Genomic DNA, 16,947 nt, shown 5'->3' with positions numbered 1-16,947 from the left:
GGGTTTTCAATTTTTCTAAAAGGTTCTTTTACAATAGAAGCGAATAGATTGAGAGAGGAGGGATTGTATGGAAGTCGTCATAAAAAAGAAACGAAATAGGGGAAAAAGAATTTTTATTTGGTCTAGTAGTATCGTTCTTTTTTTGTTTATTTGCGTTATGATTTTTTTGAACATATATACGCTTAGTTCTATGCCAAAGATAGATGGAACGATAAAGCTAGAGGATTTACAACACGCTGTTACGGTGAAGCGGGATAGTAAAGGAGTACCGCATATTAAAGCGGGAAATGCACATGATTTATATTTTTCGCAAGGGTATGTACAAGCGCAAGATCGTTTGTTTCAAATGGATTTAAGTAGAAGGCAAGCTTCTGGTATGTTAAGTGAAGTTGTAGGGGAAGCAGCTGTTGATAGAGATAAGTTGTTTCGAACGCTCGGTTTACGGCGAGCGGCAGAAGCATCTTTAAATCAATATGATGGAGAAGCGAAATATGTCCTGCAGTCATTCGCAGATGGGGTGAATGCTTTTATACGTGAGGCGAAGACCGAAAAGAAATTGCCAGTGGAGTTTACTCTATTAGGTTATGAACCTGCTGAATGGTCAATGGTTGATTCTTTAACGATCGGAAAGTATATGGCGTTTGATTTAGGAGGACATTGGCATGGACAAGCATTTCGATATTGGGCGTTGAAAAATCTTCCGGAAAAGCAAGCAGCTGAACTATTTCCGGCTTATCCGAAAGATGCACCTAGATTACTAGCTGAACTGAAAAATACAAATGTAAATGTAGCACAAAGTTTTTCAAAGACAGTAATTCCGCCGGAGTTTAACGGTAGTAATAACTGGGTGATAAGCGGTGAGAAGAGTGTGTCTGGTAAACCGATTTTAGCGGATGATCCTCATTTATCGCTTGCGACACCTTCTATATGGTATCAAACGAGACTTGACATGAAAGATTTACATGTGAGTGGCGTTATTTTTGCTGGAGTACCAGGTGTTATATTAGGTCACAATGACAAAATAGCATGGGGTGTTACGAATACTGGTCCTGATGTACAAGATTTATATATTGAAAAGAGAAATCCTAATAATGAAAATGAATTTTTGTATAACGATAAATGGGAAAAGGCTACGGTTGTTGATGAATCTATTAAAGTAAAAGGCGGGAAAACAATTCCGTATAACGTTACGGTTACGAGGCATGGTCCAGTAATTTCAGAGTTTGCGGATAAGGGGAAAGAGAAAACGAAAACAGTATTCGCTTTGAAATGGACTGCTTTGGAGCCTTCCGCTGAATTAAAGGCTGTATTAAATATGAATAAAGCGAAAGACTGGAATGAGTTTGAAACTGCACTTCAAGATTTTCATACACCAACTCAAAACTTTGTGTTTGCATCAAATGACGGCACAATTGCTTATAAAGCGAATGGAAATATACCAGTGCGTAAAAAAGGCGATGGTAGTTTGCCAGTTCCAGGATGGACAGATGAATATGAATGGGAAGGGTATATCCCATTTGATCAGCTTCCAAAAGTAATAAATCCAAAACAAGGGTTCATTTCAACTGCGAATAATAAAATTGTTGATGACGCTTATCCATACCATATTAGTAATACGTGGGCGCAGCCGTACAGACAAATGCGTATTCAAGAGTTTTTGCAAGAGCAGGATAAGTATACGGTAAAAGATTTAGAAGAGTTACAGATGGATCAAAAAAATTTATATGGGAAAGAGTTTGTTCCTATATTTTTGAATGAGTTAAATAAAACAAATTTATCAGAAGTAGAGAAAGAAGGAGTAAAAGAATTATCGAAGTGGAATTTTTACGATAGTAAGGATGAAGCAGCACCATTAATTTTTCATTTAGTAATGAAAGAGATTTCTAATACAGTATTTTCAAAAGAAATTCCGAAAGATGTGATGGAGTTATTTGAAGGTAAGCAACAAGTTGTCGATGAATTAATTCGTAAACAAGTAAATGGTGAAAATAGCACTTGGTTTTCAAAGTATGGTGGCTTCACGGAAGTTGTACATACGTCGTATGCAAATGTAATGAAGAAATTGCAGAAGGAGTATGGATCCGATGTTGGAGAATGGAAGTGGGGCGATTACCATCAACTTGCTTTTACACATCCAATTTCGAGATCATCTAGTATATTAGCACTACTCGCATTTAATCGTGAGAAACCAGTTCCAATTGGAGGAAGTCAAGTTACGGTTCAAGCAGCGAATTACGGAGATAACGGTATTGTAAATCACGGTGCTTCATGGAGATTTGTCATTGATACGAAAGATATGTCAAACGGTTATCATATAGTGGGGCCGGGACAGTCAGGACATTTTAGAAGCGATTGGTATCATGATCAAATAGATGATTGGGTGAATGGTGAGTATCATACGACTACTTTAAATACAGATGGAATTGAAGGGAAAGTATTAACTTTACAGCCGAAGTGATAGTATGTTCCTATTTGCAGATGGCCCAGCTTTATGAAGTAATAATCCTTCCGCTAATGAAGGTTTTACTTTATAAAAGAGACTCTTACTATTGTAAGAGTCTCTTTACTATGATAATGGATAAAATATCCTTTTTGTAGAAACGCGACAAATTTTGACAAAATATTGGACGGGGAATTGTTATAATATCTTTTGGAATATTATGTTTATTGAACTGAGGATGAAGTAGTGTGCAACAAGGGGAATTTCTTAATAGTTGCAGTGAAATCTAATAGGGGGATTTAATATGAGCATTAAAGTAATAAGGGCAACGGGTATGATGGGCGGAGCAACAAGAGTTGCTGTAAAGGTAGATAACGAAGTAGTAATGAAACTTGAGAATAACGAAGAATATACGCTTCCTTTTGAATTAGATGAAGCGAATATTAAAGTAAAACAATTCTTTTTTGGAAGTAAAGAAAAGAAAGTAAAGGATGGCGAAATAGTAGAAATTAAGATAAATAGTATCGCCATGCTATTACTGATGGTGTCAATGATGGCTGTTTTATTCGGTTCGTCAATTGGTATAAATATTGTTGTTTTTGGTGTAATAGGAGCATTAGTTACGTTAGTATACGGAGTGAATAACTGGTTTAGTTTAGAGGTTAAATAATTATTGTATATATATTTATTTCAGTTGATTTACTATACATGAGATGAAAATATTTTTAAGCGGGAAATGGGGAGGATCATTATGAAGAAAATGGTTGTAATATCTAGTTTGGCGCTAATAGTAGGTTTAACAACTGGTTGTAGCAGTGAAAAAATAAGTGGACCTAAAACAGTATCTGTAAAAAAAGAAAAAGAGTTAGTAGCGAAAGATATTTTTAAAAAAGCAGCTGACGGATTAAAACAAGAGGAATATCTTACATTGACATCTCTTATGTCAATGAAGGGGAGCAGCCAATCAGAAGAGATTAAAATGAAAATACAGATGGAGCCGAAACTGAAGAATTCTAGAGCTGAAATGAAAATAAGTGGTACAGATATTGTAACGTATGAAGTAGATGGAAAGGTCGCTGCTCAAGTGAAAAACCCTGATACAGGAGAGTTAGTTACGATACCTAATGATCAATTTAATGTAAATGATGTAATGGTCAGTAAAAATTTACTTAATGAGTTAGATTTACCGGAAGCTTTGGCTAAGAAAATGAAAGCAAAGAAGGATGGGGACACATATAAACTTACACTTGAATTAAAGGGAAAAGAAGCGGTAGATACGTTACAAAAAATTAATGGAGATATGAAGAAATTAACGGAAGGATTTAATATGGATGCGTTTAACATTGAATATATAATAACAAGAGATTATAAATTTGAAGAGATGCGAACAACTATAAAAGTGAGTGAAAGTAACTCAGATAAAAAAGCTAGTACAGATAAGGAAAAATTGGATGCAGTTGTGAGTATAAAGATTGATTCATATGAAAAGTTTGATTCAATTAAGTTACCAGAAGGAATTCAATAATTTCAATCGTAAAAGGATAAAAAAGAGCGGAAATCCGCTCTTTTTTATTTATCTTACTATTTTTAGGAGAATTATATGAATAACACTTTTATTAATGAAAACTTCATGTGATTTTTTCTGGAATATATGTGAAACATTGTATAAAATAATCAAGAAAGCCAAAAATTATAGGGGGAAACTTGTGAAGAAAAGTAAGAGTTTAGTAAGTATTTTAGGAGTGTGTATCATGTTGTTTTCTTTTTGTTTCCAAGGAAATGTACAGGCAGATGTAAATACTGTTCAATCTGGAAAAATAAAATCAGGAAACGTAACAGTATGGGAAGTAGAAAATGTAGCGAAAGTGTTAGCTGATGTAGAGCGCTTGAATTTGAATACGGTGAATGTACCGATCCAAGTTGATATTCCGAATGTGAATTCGGCTAATATGGTAATTAATCAGGCACAAAAGAAACAAGCTATTATTTTAATTCGAGAATTATTAAAGCGTAATATTCAAGTTATACTGGAGCCATTCCCATTTATTCAGCAAGGAAATATTGGGGAGACGGAATGGAACCCGAGTAATATTAACGATTTCTTCTGGAATTGGAAAACGGTTGTTTTACAAGATATTTTTAATTCCATTACAAGTAAGTACAATATTTATGGGCTAAAAATCGCTTCTAATTTCGTGAATATGGAATATGCAGAAGGATATTGGAATGATACAATCGATTTTGTTCGCCAGCAGTATAAAGGAAATATTTTGTATCAAATGAACTGGTGGTTAACTGCAAGTTGGGATCCTTCTTTTGAGGCGAAATTTAACGAGAAAATAAATCGCCCGTATTTAAAAAAGGTCGACATCGTAAGTATTGATAGTTGGTTTGAAGTTTCAGGAAAAAGAAGTCCATCATACGAAGAAGTAAAACAAGGTTTATTTGCGACGACAGTATATAATCGTGGCCAAAATGTCGTTCAGCAACTTGAGACATTACATAAAGCAACAGGAAAGCCAGTATATTTTGGTGGATTTAATGTACCAGCACGCGAACTTGGACTGCAAAATCCGTGGAACCCAGATATTACGAATGTGTTTTCAAAAGATGTACAACTTAACGGGTGGCGTGCTTACCGAGATGTATTAGAACCGAAGCCGTATTTTAAAGGTTTTTCAATTTGGTTTATTGGCTCTAATGATAGTAATCATTCATATCAAATACATAGTAAAGAAGCAGAGGCAGTTATTAATGGATGGTATCGAAAATAAATTTTATAAAATAGGTAAGTTTTAGAATCCATTACATATATTTTAGTGAAAGGCCTTTCACCATCTTATCACCTAGGGGGCAATCATAATGAAATTTTTGTCATACCTTACAGTAATTTTGGTGATTCTTGGCGGTTTGAATTGGTTGTTTGTAGCGTTAGATTATAATGTAGTTGAGAAATGGTTTGGTTCTATGCCGGCGCTTGTGGATACTATTTATTGGCTCTTTGGTCTTTCAGCTATTTATCAAATTTTTGATCGGTTCTTTACGAGTAAGTAGCTATTATACTTTATTACTAGAGTGTTAAGTATGATTATGTACTTAACACTTTTTTGTATGTTTATGAAATAAGCGTCAAATATTCCCCACCTATAATTTGTAAATAACCCATGAGATAATCTCCGTACATACTACATGTGGAGTTTTTTTAGGAATTTACAGTTATAACATCTCATATTTTGTTTATAATTGTAAATAGTTATTGAAATCTATAAATGTTATTTCTTTTTTAATAAATAAAAAATATAAAAAGGAAAAATAATGCAACTTTTTAACGCGCTTATTCGTGTTATATATGAAAGGAGGAGGGGGATGGAAATTGAAGAAATATATAAAGTTTATATAAACGATGTGTACCGGTATTTATTTTCCCTTTCTCGTAGCCATCACGTAGCGGAGGACTTGATGCAGGAGACTTTTTATCGGGCGTATCTTTATCTAGAAGACTATGAAAACCAAAAGGTAAAATCATGGCTATTTAAAGTGGCATATCATACGTTTATTGATTTTGTTAGGAAAGAGAAAAAAGTAACTTTTGTAGGAACGGAAGAATTAGAGACAATACAAGCAGGGGAATCTACAGAAGAGTATGTAGTCGCAAAAAATAGTTATGAAAAATTAATTCAGATTATTCATACTTTACCAGTGGTAGAGGCACAATCTATTTTATTATGTGACGTACATCAATTAACGTACGAAGAGGGTGCTACTGTATTAGATTTAAAGGTAAACACGTATAAAAGTCACATATTTCGCGGGAGAAAGAGATTAAAAGAATTGTTAAAGGAGGAAAAGAGTCAAAATGACAAATGATAAACCTCATTCTGAACAAGATGATTATAAAGAATTGTTACAAGAAGCTCTTGATCAAAGACCGGCTTCACTTCCTGATGGAAAACAGGAGCAAGTGTTGAAAATAGGTAAAAAAAGAGCGCGTATTACGAATGTTTTGATTGTATTTACTTTTTTACTACTTATTCAACCTATTTTATATATATCTACACTCTTATATTATACAGTGGCACCTACAAACGCAATGGAGATACGGAATGTAGTAAATCAAACGTTAAGTGTAACAGAACCAAATGTATTTTTGAAAGATAGGGACATGGAGCAAACATTGCTACCGCTTAGTTTGCAATTGCATTTTGATTTGTATAAAAGGGTAGGAAAGAAAGATATTCGAATAGGAGAAGAGAAAACAGATTATGTATTAAGTAGAGCAACGAAAGTAAGCCGTGAATATACAACAGATGAAAAAATTCCAGAAGTCCCATATATAGATAACGAGGTGTTGTCTCATCCTAATAATTATAATGCGTCCTATAATAGTAGCGAAGAAGCGCAGGTATTAAAGGGTCTTCCGCAAGAATCTGTTGTAGAAGCATTTGTATCTTTTAGAGAATTATTAAGTGTACAAGAGGTAACGAATATGTTTCCTACTATTGATATTGTGTGGTATGCCGTTAATACAGGATTAGAGGAGAAGCAAACGAATGAAGAGGGTATGTATGTAGCCCCGATTGGCTTTCCAGCAGAAATGATTTCAAGTCCAAGTGGTGCTTTTGTAAGTGATTTACCTCATGAGGAACAATTTATTGATGTGTTAAAGTCATTACAGAAGCATGAAAATTTAGCAGTGAAGCTATCTAGAGCGAAAGTATTAGAGTTGTCAAAGCGTATTTCTTTCCTTGAAAAAAATGGGATAAAAACATACGGGGCAGTTGTAACTGGGCCTAAAGTAGAAGTTGAAAAATTGATGAGCCACGAAAAAGTTAGAAAATTGAAAGTAGGTGAAGCGAGGTTATGGAATTGGCATTCTTAAAAAAAGGAAAGAATCATATGTATAAACAGGAAACGTGGATGGGGACTATTTCATTAATTATTGCCTTTCTAGCGTTATTGTATTTGAACATTATATTGCTTATTCAAGAAACATTTATAGGTAAAAGTTTTCTGCAAATAGTTGGTATTGGAGTGGTGTGCTCAGTCATAGGTATGATCACAAAAAGCAAAAGTCGAAAATATGCATTGTGGGCATGTAGTTTATTTATTTTTATGCTGCTGTTTTCTATATTTGGATTTATGTTAGGTTGGATGATAAGCTTTGGGCCATAAATATGTGGAAAAGAGCGAATGTAGATTCGCTCTTTTTCTAATGTATAAAAAGTAAAATAGATAAGAGAAGAACCTATCAAATTTGAAAGGAGAGCACTATGCATCTAGGCTGTTGTTTTGTTGATATGTTTTCTGCTCACTTTATATAAAAAAATATTTGCACATGCAAGCGATTCCATTGCGTCTTACGCCGTAATAACGGAAAACAAATTGACCGTGTATTGTATATAGGTTATAATTCAGAAAGTTTAAAAAATAATAAAAATGAGAAATAGGGAGGTTATCTGGGTGATGGAGAGAGTGTATAATTTTTCAGCAGGACCATCTATACTCCCTTTGCCGGTTTTAGAGAAAGTGCAAAAGGAGCTTGTAAATTATAACGGGACAGGCATGTCTGTTATGGAAATGAGCCATAGATCTTCTTATTTCCAAAGTATTATTGATGAAGCCAGCAGCTTACTTCGTGAATTAATGAACATTCCTTATGATTATGAAGTTTTATTTTTACAAGGCGGTGCGTCATTACAATTTTCTATGATACCGTTAAATTTAATGAGTACGTATAAAAAAGCTGGGTACGTACTGACAGGTTCATGGTCTAAAAAGGCGCAGCAAGAAGCCGGAAAAGTAGGGGAAGTGCAAGTGATTGCTTCTTCTGAAAAAGAGAAATTTACTACGATTCCTAAAATGGATGATTTACCAAATGATGAAGAACTAGATTATATACATATTACAACAAACAATACAATTGAGGGGACAAAATATGTGGATATTCCACATGTAGAAAGAGTGCCGCTTGTTGCGGATATGTCCTCAAATATTTTATCAGAACAATATGATGTTACGAAGTTTGGTCTCATATATGCGGGTGCGCAAAAGAATTTAGGGCCAGCGGGTTTAACGATTGTAATTATAAAAAGAGATTTAATTGGCAGTGCAAGTAGTGCTTGTCCTACGATGCTAAACTATGAAACTTACAGTAAAAATAACTCCCTATATAATACACCGCCATCCTTTAGTATTTATGTGACGAAACTTGTACTAGAGTGGTTGAAAGAACAAGGCGGGGTATCTGCGATTGAAGAACAAAATAGAATGAAATCTTCACTTCTTTACAATTTTTTAGATGAATCTAAATTGTTTACTTCACCAGTTGACCCTACGTATCGATCACTTATGAATATTCCGTTTACAACACCGTCAGAAGAGCTTAACAATCAGTTTTTACAAAAAGCGAAAGAACGCGGTTTCGTTACGCTAAAGGGACATCGCTCAGTAGGTGGTATGCGTGCAAGTATTTACAATGCGATGCCGGCGGAAGGTGTTGGGCAATTAGTAGCTTATATGAAGGAATTTGAGCTTGAAAATAGATAGGGAGATGGGGATATGTTTCGTGTTCAGACGTTAAATCAAATTGCGGAAAAGGGTTTGCAAATTTTTGCTGGGAATCGCTATGAAATTGGAGACAAAGTAGGTCATCCTGACGGTATTTTACTTCGTAGCTATTCTTTACATCAAGAAGAGTTTTCAGAGGATTTAAAGGCAATTGCAAGAGCTGGTGCCGGTGTAAATAATATTCCTGTTGAGCGTTGTACGGAAAAAGGGATTGTAGTATTTAATACGCCAGGGGCTAATGCGAATGCAGTGAAGGAACTTATTATCGCAAGTCTTATTATGTCTTCCCGTAATATTATAAATGGAGTGAGCTGGACGAAAGAGTTGGATGGAGAAGAAGTACCACAGCTTGTTGAAGCTGGGAAGAAGCAATTCGTTGGATCAGAGATAGCAGGGAAACGTCTAGGTGTTATCGGTCTTGGTGCAATCGGTGCTTTAGTTGCGAACGATGCGTTAGCTTTAGGAATGGACGTTGTCGGATACGACCCATATATATCTGTTGAAACAGCATGGCGTCTTTCTACGCAAGTGCAAAGAGCATTTAGTTTAGATGAAATTTTTGCAACTTGTGATTATATTACATTACACATTCCTCTTACGAACCAAACGAAGGGGATTGTTGGTGAACACGCTATAGAGACGATGAAAAAAGGAATGCGTCTATTCAATTTCTCAAGAGGAGAACTTGTAGATGAAACAGCTCTTCAAAAAGCGTTAGAAGAAGATATTATTACACATTACGTAACAGATTTCCCGAATGAAAATGTTATAAAGATGAAAAATGTAACAGCGACGCCTCACCTTGGTGCATCTACGTCTGAGTCTGAAGAAAATTGTGCGGTAATGGCAGCTCGTCAATTACGTGAATATTTAGAGACAGGAAATATTCGTAATTCAGTAAACTATCCAAACGTAGAACTTCCGTACATTGGAAAAAAACGAATTACGATTATGCATCAAAACGTTCCGAACATGGTAGGGCAAATTACAGGATGTTTAGCAGAACATCATATTAATATTGCGGATATGATTAATCGTAGTAAACATTCTTGGGCGTACACAATGATTGATATCGATAATGGTATTGATGATATAATTAAAGAGAATATTGTGGAAAATATAAGCAAAATTACAGGTGTTGTAGCCGTTCGAATGATTGTGTAAAGGAGAGAGGAACTTGGCAAATATCCGACCGTTTCGGGCCATCCGTCCAGTAGAAGAAAAAGCTGTGCAAGTGGCAGCTTTACCTTACGATGTATTAAATAGTGAAGAGGCAAGAGAAGTTGTAAAAGGGAATCCATATTCTTTCTTACATGTTGATAAAGCAGAAATTGATTTAGATCCAGCACTTTCACCGTATGATGATCGCGTATATGAAAAAGCGGGTGAAAATTTAAAGCAATTTATACAAGAAGAAGTGTTCGTTCAAGATGAAGAGCCAGCGCTTTATATTTATGAACTGACGATGCAAGGAAGAACGCAGTCAGGCCTTGTCGTTTGTACATCGATTGACGAGTATGAAGACGATACAATTAAAAAACATGAAAGAACGCGTCATGAAAAAGAACTAGATCGCATTCGTCACGTAGATGTGTGTGATGCAAATACGGGTCCTATCTTTTTAACTTATCGTACAAAAGAAGAAGTGAAACGTTTAATTGCAAGCTGGAAAGAAGAACATGTGCCAATTTATAAATTTACAGCAGAAGACGGCGTTGAGCATGTTGCGTGGAAGATTGCAGATGAAGAAGTAATTACGACTTTAGTAAATGCATTTGATGATATCCCTAACTTGTACATTGCAGATGGACATCACCGCTCGGCATCAGCTGCAAAAGTTGGACTTATGCGAAGAGAACAATATCCGAATTACACAGGAGAAGAAGAGTTTAACTTCTTTTTATCAGTTCTCTTCCCTCACGATGAATTATCAATTTGGGACTATAACCGAGTTGTGAAAGATTTGAATGGCTTATCAGAGGAACAGTTTTTAAAGCAAATTGCACAATATTTTTATGTGGAAGAAGCAAATGTTTCTCCATATAAACCAAATGAACCAAAATCATTTGGCATGTATATAAACGAGAAGTGGTATAAGCTTACTGTGAAAGAGGAAACGTTTGATGCGAACGATCTTGTGAGAGGTTTAGATGTATCTATCCTGCAAGATCATTTATTAAGCCAAGTACTTGAAATACATGATCCACGCTCTGATTCCCGTATTGATTTTGTCGGCGGAATCCGCGGGCTAGAAGAACTACAGCGCCTTGTGAACAGCGGTGCATATAAAGCGGCATTCGCATTATATCCAACGTCAATGGAAGATTTATTAGCAATCGCAGATGCCGGGGAAGTAATGCCACCAAAATCAACGTGGTTCGAACCGAAACTGCGCAGTGGGTTGTTTGTTCATTCGTTAAAGTAAATAGACTTCGTTAGTTTTGAAAAACCGAACTGATTTTAGTTTCGGTTTTTCTTATTTTAAAAGAGTTTTTGAGGAGGGGTATCGATGAAATTGCAAGTAGGCGAAAAAATCACCTTTGAGCGAACTTTTACAAAAGAAGATGTTGTTTTATTTACAGAAGTATCTAGGGATGAGGGAATTCATCATATTACACCAGATGAACAAGGACGATTTGTTGTACAAGGTCTTTTAACATCAACGCTTCCTACGAAAGTTGGCGGTGATCATAATGTATTAGCTCGCAAGATGGATTTTGAATTTTTACGTCCCGTTTTTAGCGGTGATACGATTCGTTGTGACGTAACAATTGAACAATTTGAACCCGATGAAAAAAATCGGACAAAGATTATTGCGATGTTTACATGTATGAACCAACTTGAAAAAGAAGTATTGAAGGGGAGTTTTTCGGGGATTATTCTTTGATTATTAGGTAGAGAGGTAAAATAAAAATACACCTAATTAATAGGTGTATTTTTTTAGACTTGAAAACCACATATGTATTGGAGATTTCTCTCGGTTACAGTGTAGCACAATGGAATACATAATATTTGCTAAATTGAATGGTTTCCGTATAGATATGGAAATTGAAAACTAAATAGATTTCAATTTTGGTAACTTAAATACCTGTACCATGTTCAGAATTAGCAGGGGCGCCGCCGCCGTCGCCTATACTATAAGCAGGAGCGCCTCCAGTATGTCCCTCAGAAAAAGAAGGAGCTGGTGGAGATGGGAAGTGAGTATGTCCAGCTTGGTTCGTGAAACCTGCGTTTAAGCCAAATGCAGCAATACCCGTAAATGCAATACCTAAAGCGATTTTACCAATTGTTTTTTTCATTTCTTTAACCCTCTTTCATTTGATTTTTTTGCTACTGTACTATTAAAGAAGTATAAACTTGCTTTCTCATGTTGTTGTTTGTTATAAAACGCAAGAGCTAGCTTTTCAAGATACTCAGAAACAAATATATATAAAGATTCTTTAGTGAAGTATTCAATTCCTTCTAAAACAATCGGTTCAATTTTGTCTAATTCAGTTTGATTCATGAAAGCTTCTAATATAGCAAAGTGATGTTTGTGCTCTTCATTATCTAAGTTAGACACGATTTGATTTCCTATTTTAATGTAATCGTTCGCTTTTTCTGTATGTCCTAATTTTTCATGTTCTTGTGCAAGTAAGAATATAGCTTTGTAGTGAGAAGGGATTTTTTCAACGACCTGTGTCAAGTGACGAATCGCTTCTTCAGATAGATTCTGGCTAGCGTATAAATGTCCTAGGTTACCGCGTACATACAGTTGTAATGATTCTTCATTTAATTTCTGGAGAATATCTAACGCTTTGTTATAGCTTTCTTCAGCTTGTTCAAAATGTCCAACGTCTACATAAGAAGCACCAAGTACACTTAAACAGGAAGAAATATTTCTTTCACATCCGTGTTGCGTTTCAAAAATTTCTAATGCTTTAGAAGCATTTACAATCGCAAAACTCGGTTGTTGTTGGTGACAATGATAAGCTGCGTATCGGTAATAGAAATCAGCCTGTTCAATCTGACTGTGTCCGGATAAAAGTGCCTGTGCTTTTAAGAAATATTCTTCTGCTTCTTGATAATGATTAATTGCTGCAAAATGAATCGCTTTATAATAATGATATAGATAAGATAAGTGTTTATCTTCTGGTTTTTCCTGGTCTTCTATGATTTGAAAACTATCTTTCGTGATTGATAGTCCATCTGTCAGAGCTGTATGTCGGAACTGGAGTAATGCGTAATATAAATGATAGAGTGGAATTGTTTCGGTTTCTTTCAAAAGCATTTCCTCATGTTCTTTTGTAGCTTCTTGAAACTGAACTTGTGCTTCCTTAACGTTTTGCGTTAAGATTGCATGGTACCAAGCTTCTAAATGTTTTGTTGTATATGTATGTCCCTTTAATGAAATGTTCATAATAGCCCCCCTTTATATTCTTTTATATAGTTGCAACTATAATGGTAACACAATTAAAAGTGATTATTTGTAATTTTTTATTGATAAATAATATTCTGAATTTTATAGATGGATAAAACCTGTCAGTCCATGTGTTTTTATGGTGCTGGCTATTTTTTAGGGAGAAACGGGACCACGATCGACTATAGAATCTTAATAAAATGATGTCACATGCACAGTACTAAAATAAAAGTTGAGAAAGTTTGCATGAGATGTGAATAGGATGAGAAGGTAAAACCCTAGCTACATGGCTAGGGTTTTTGTGTTAAATAGTTTCACCGTGAGCTTCTAGTTTCGGAGTTGGAAAATGTTCATGCCCCTCTTGCTTCGGAGCACCGCCGCCCTCACCAATATTATAAGCAGGAGCACCGCCAGTATTGCCGTGTGAATCTAGTTTAGGAGAAGGAGTATCCCCGATGTTATAGGCAGGAGCCCCACCAGTGTCGCCACGGGCATCTAACTTTGGTGCTGTTTCCCCATGTGCTTCTAGTTTCGGAGCAGGCGTATCGCCAATATTAAAGGCAGGAGCCCATGAATCTCCATGTGAATCTAATTTCGGAGCTGGAGGTCTTCCATGATCATAAGCAGGAGCGCCGCCGTAGTCACCATGATTTTCTAATTTCGGAGCAGGAACATCGCCGTGTTCAGCTTTTACAATGCCTCCATCCCCAATGTTTACACCAAAAAGACCAAAACCAAGTACTGATAATCCTACAACAGCTGTACCAATTTTTCTTTTCAATCTATATCTCTCCTTTTGTATTGTTTTTTCCATTTTGTCTAAACGTGGTAGATAAAATGAAATGAATCGTAAAAAATTACCAATTACATTACGATATACGAATGATTCTGTGTAAGATTTTGTAAAACCTCCTTGAAATTTGAATTTTATAAAAATAAATTTCGACAAAAGCCATTTTTTCAATTGGTTGAATAGATTTTGATTGAGTTTTTATAAAGGTATTCGCTAACTTTAAGACCGAAAACTGCTTTTAATTTCTTTATACCGTGCTCATAAGGTTATCTTAGCTTTGAATCAACTTTTGTAATTCGAGAATCTAGTTATATTACTGAATATTTGAAAAATACAGTATGTAACATTGCATGAGAAAAGTGATTGCTATTCTTTATAACGTGTAACTATAATGGTTACATGTTGGTCGTATCCAATCGAAAAAATAAAATCATCATGAATGGAGATGTTTCATAATGGGTATGAAAAAATTAATTTTAGCAGGTGCTTTAGGGATCGCAGCATTATCAGGAACGAATTTACCAGGATTAGAACTGTCAAAAGCGAGTGCGGCTTCTATTGAGTCGAATTTCTCGACGTTAGAAGGACGAGTAATAGAAGTAGATAAAGGTGTAATTGTCGTAAAATCTAAGCAATATGAAGAACCTGTTAGTGTGTATATGGATTCCCTTTCAAATGTGAAAGTAGGGGATGAGGTTAAAGCTACTGGATCTATGATGCGTAATTTTACGGAATATATGATTGCAAATACAGTTGAAAATACGTCAAATAAATTAGGCATGCACATGAAAGAAGACGGAGACGTTTCTACTAAATATGTCGTAGTTGAGTATCCATCGATAAATGGGAAGAAAGTTATTATTGATGTTTTCTTAACAAAGGGACAAGTATTTAATACGGGTGAGAAAGTAAAAATTGATATGAAGTATGTGGGCTGGGGCGGAAGTTCTATTAACTGGAACACAACGGACAACATTGAAAAAGTTCATGAGGTAAAGAGCAACGTTGAAAATAATGATGATGTTTGGATTTGGTCTTAATTAGACTTCTGTAAATAACAAATGTATCACGGAGTACCGAGCAAATGATCATGTGTATGACGATTTGCTCGGTACTTTTTTCTTTTGTATTTTTTGAGAATAAGGGATTTTCGATTAGAATATGATGTTTAAATCGGAGCGAGTTTAAAAAATACAATAATGAAAGAGGTGTTTATATATGGAGCGAGATGAGATTTATTTACGAGCTAAAAAAAGGGTGGAAAATTTAAAAGCGTTTTACATTCATTTAACGGTTTATATACTAGTTAACTTAATGCTTTTTTTTATAAATGTAAGCTCTGATTCAAGCAAATTATGGTTTTTATATCCACTTGGAGGTTGGGGGATCGGTATCGTTATACACGGTTTGACAACTTTTCCATTTGGGATATTCGGAAAAGAGTGGGAAGAACGAAAGATTAAAAAATATATGGAGAAAGATAAGTAAATTTATTTCTGGAATGTATGAATATAAAATCTCATATAAATCTCTGTGATCACATGTTTGATGCGAAGTCTATTCTATAGCTTCGCCTATTTGTTTTGTATTCGAAGTTGGTGTGAGTGAGTGTTCATATTCATTTTTAAGCGTCAATTGCGTGTGAAATCAAAATTTTATTTGTAGTACATAATAAATACAGTTGTTTTACTTTTTTAATTACATGTGGATATAGGAAAAGTTTGTTTATCATCCTATATTAAAATAAAAACAAACCACTGTTCGATTTGAATATTCCACGATATAATGGTGAGAGTTTATGACAGAATAAATATTTACATAAGAAGTGAGGTACTGTATGAAGAAAAGAACGACAGACATTATTTTTATTATTATTGGTGCATTCCTTTTTGCATTAGGTGTGAATTTGTTTGTTATCCCGAACGAGTTTGGTGAAGGCGGGGTAACGGGTATCACGATTATTACCTACTATTTATTTGAATGGTCACCAGGCTTAGTCAACTTAATTCTAAACGCGTTTTTGTTAATAGCTGGCTATAAATTTTTGAATAAGATAACAACAATTTATACGATCATTGCCGTAGTTACTAACTCGCTATTTCTTCATTTGACAGAGGGCTGGTATATTACTTCGGATGAAATGCTCGTAAATGCCATTTTCGGAGGAATATTTATCGGATGCGGGATTGGTCTAATTATTCGTGTTGGCGGAACAACAGCAGGTACTACCATCTTAGCAAGGATGACACATAAGTATTTAGGCTGGAGCATTAGTTATGGTCTATTGTTCTTCGATCTAATTGTTGCGTTTTCATCTTATTTCATCATTGGTGCAGAAAAACTGATGCTGACAATTATTATGCTATATGTAGGAACGAAAGTGATGGAATTTGTAATTGAAGGTTTAAATCCGAAAAAGGCTATTACGATTATTTCTGATAACCCGAATGAAATTGCCGGGAAGGTGACTACCTTAATGGGCAGAGGGGTTACCGTGTACTCAGGTCATGGCTATTACACGAAAACTCCGAAGGAAATTCTTTATATTGTTATTAATAAGCAAGAAGTAGTGAAGCTAAAACGGATTGTTCAAACTACGGATCCGGCTGCGTTCATCGCTATACACGATGTTCGTGACGTATTTGGAGAAGGATTTGTTGATATTTCGAAGGCTTAGAAATTGTTTTTTATTAAAAAAATCTGAATACTAAAATGCAAGAATCTATTTTGAATCATCTTTTTTCAAAA

The 16,947-nt window shown here is 35.1% G+C and carries 18 protein-coding genes; 15 read left to right on the top strand and 3 right to left on the bottom strand.

Features of this window, described 5'->3' with window-relative positions; all coding sequences use genetic code 11:
- Positions 1–67 precede the first annotated feature (67 nt).
- The 12 genes from EXW56_RS15230 (at position 68) to EXW56_RS15175 (ending at position 11,894) form a co-directional block, all read left to right on the top strand.
- Positions 68–2,458: a penicillin acylase family protein gene (locus EXW56_RS15230; protein WP_215596732.1), complete on the top strand. Its 2,391-nt coding sequence runs from the start codon at positions 68–70 to the stop codon at positions 2,456–2,458.
- 286 nt (positions 2,459–2,744) lie between these two features.
- A complete protein-coding gene (locus EXW56_RS15225) occupies positions 2,745–3,110 on the top strand; it encodes a hypothetical protein (RefSeq protein ID WP_002199937.1) in 366 nt (121 codons plus the stop codon).
- Between the two features lie 81 nt (positions 3,111–3,191).
- On the top strand, positions 3,192–3,965 hold the full coding sequence (locus tag EXW56_RS15220; protein WP_002199938.1) for a DUF6612 family protein: 774 nt from the start codon (positions 3,192–3,194) through the stop codon (positions 3,963–3,965).
- Positions 3,966–4,146: 181 nt separating this feature from the next.
- Positions 4,147–5,214, top strand: coding sequence for a glycoside hydrolase family 113 (locus EXW56_RS15215; RefSeq protein ID WP_215596731.1), 1,068 nt, complete (start codon positions 4,147–4,149; stop codon positions 5,212–5,214).
- Between the two features lie 88 nt (positions 5,215–5,302).
- Entirely contained in the window at positions 5,303–5,494 is a 192-nt protein-coding gene (locus EXW56_RS15210; RefSeq protein WP_002084566.1) for a DUF378 domain-containing protein, read from the top strand.
- A 312-nt stretch (positions 5,495–5,806) separates the two neighbouring features.
- Entirely contained in the window at positions 5,807–6,307 is a 501-nt protein-coding gene (locus EXW56_RS15205; protein WP_033714735.1) for a sigma-70 family RNA polymerase sigma factor, read from the top strand.
- Positions 6,297–7,319 carry an anti-sigma factor gene (locus EXW56_RS15200; RefSeq protein WP_002110720.1) on the top strand — a complete coding sequence of 341 codons (1,023 nt, stop codon included), beginning with the start codon at positions 6,297–6,299 and terminating at the stop codon, positions 7,317–7,319. Before EXW56_RS15205 ends, EXW56_RS15200 begins: the two co-directional genes overlap by 11 nt.
- Positions 7,301–7,612: a hypothetical protein gene (locus tag EXW56_RS15195; RefSeq protein ID WP_002110719.1), complete on the top strand. Its 312-nt coding sequence runs from the start codon at positions 7,301–7,303 to the stop codon at positions 7,610–7,612. The genes EXW56_RS15200 and EXW56_RS15195 overlap by 19 nt, the downstream gene beginning before the upstream one ends.
- 291 nt (positions 7,613–7,903) lie before the next feature.
- Positions 7,904–8,986, top strand: coding sequence for a 3-phosphoserine/phosphohydroxythreonine transaminase (gene serC, locus EXW56_RS15190; RefSeq protein ID WP_215596730.1), 1,083 nt, complete (start codon positions 7,904–7,906; stop codon positions 8,984–8,986).
- 12 nt (positions 8,987–8,998) lie between these two features.
- Positions 8,999–10,171: a 3-phosphoglycerate dehydrogenase family protein gene (locus EXW56_RS15185; RefSeq protein ID WP_002199942.1), complete on the top strand. Its 1,173-nt coding sequence runs from the start codon at positions 8,999–9,001 to the stop codon at positions 10,169–10,171.
- 13 nt (positions 10,172–10,184) lie between these two features.
- A complete protein-coding gene (locus EXW56_RS15180; protein WP_215596729.1) occupies positions 10,185–11,432 on the top strand; it encodes a DUF1015 domain-containing protein in 1,248 nt (415 codons plus the stop codon).
- Positions 11,433–11,516: 84 nt separating this feature from the next.
- Positions 11,517–11,894: a hotdog family protein gene (locus EXW56_RS15175; protein WP_002013746.1), complete on the top strand. Its 378-nt coding sequence runs from the start codon at positions 11,517–11,519 to the stop codon at positions 11,892–11,894.
- A 193-nt stretch (positions 11,895–12,087) separates the two neighbouring features.
- On the opposite strand, the gene EXW56_RS15170 is transcribed toward EXW56_RS15175, so the two are convergent.
- From EXW56_RS15170 to EXW56_RS15160, 3 genes are all read right to left on the bottom strand, one after another.
- Positions 12,088–12,306, bottom strand: a complete 219-nt coding sequence (locus tag EXW56_RS15170) for a hypothetical protein (protein ID WP_078181087.1) — start codon at positions 12,304–12,306, stop codon at positions 12,088–12,090.
- A complete protein-coding gene (locus tag EXW56_RS15165; protein WP_204209369.1) occupies positions 12,303–13,406 on the bottom strand; it encodes a tetratricopeptide repeat protein in 1,104 nt (367 codons plus the stop codon). Before EXW56_RS15165 ends, EXW56_RS15170 begins: the two co-directional genes overlap by 4 nt.
- 304 nt (positions 13,407–13,710) lie before the next feature.
- Entirely contained in the window at positions 13,711–14,187 is a 477-nt protein-coding gene (locus EXW56_RS15160; RefSeq protein WP_215596728.1) for a hypothetical protein, read from the bottom strand.
- Between the two features lie 467 nt (positions 14,188–14,654).
- On the opposite strand from EXW56_RS15160, the gene EXW56_RS15155 reads away from it, so the two are divergent.
- The 3 genes from EXW56_RS15155 (at position 14,655) to EXW56_RS15145 (ending at position 16,876) form a co-directional block, all read left to right on the top strand.
- Positions 14,655–15,239, top strand: coding sequence for a hypothetical protein (locus EXW56_RS15155; RefSeq protein ID WP_215596727.1), 585 nt, complete (start codon positions 14,655–14,657; stop codon positions 15,237–15,239).
- 178 nt (positions 15,240–15,417) lie between these two features.
- Positions 15,418–15,687, top strand: a complete 270-nt coding sequence (locus EXW56_RS15150) for a 2TM domain-containing protein (RefSeq protein ID WP_215557163.1) — start codon at positions 15,418–15,420, stop codon at positions 15,685–15,687.
- Between the two features lie 349 nt (positions 15,688–16,036).
- A complete protein-coding gene (locus EXW56_RS15145) occupies positions 16,037–16,876 on the top strand; it encodes a YitT family protein (protein ID WP_016105375.1) in 840 nt (279 codons plus the stop codon).
- Positions 16,877–16,947 lie beyond the last annotated feature (71 nt).

Source organism: Bacillus mycoides (assembly GCF_018742245.1).
In the GTDB taxonomy this organism is placed as follows: domain Bacteria; phylum Bacillota; class Bacilli; order Bacillales; family Bacillaceae_G; genus Bacillus_A; species Bacillus_A cereus_U.
Note: the sequence above shows the minus strand (reverse complement) of the source record. Positions and strands in the feature narration are given on the sequence as shown.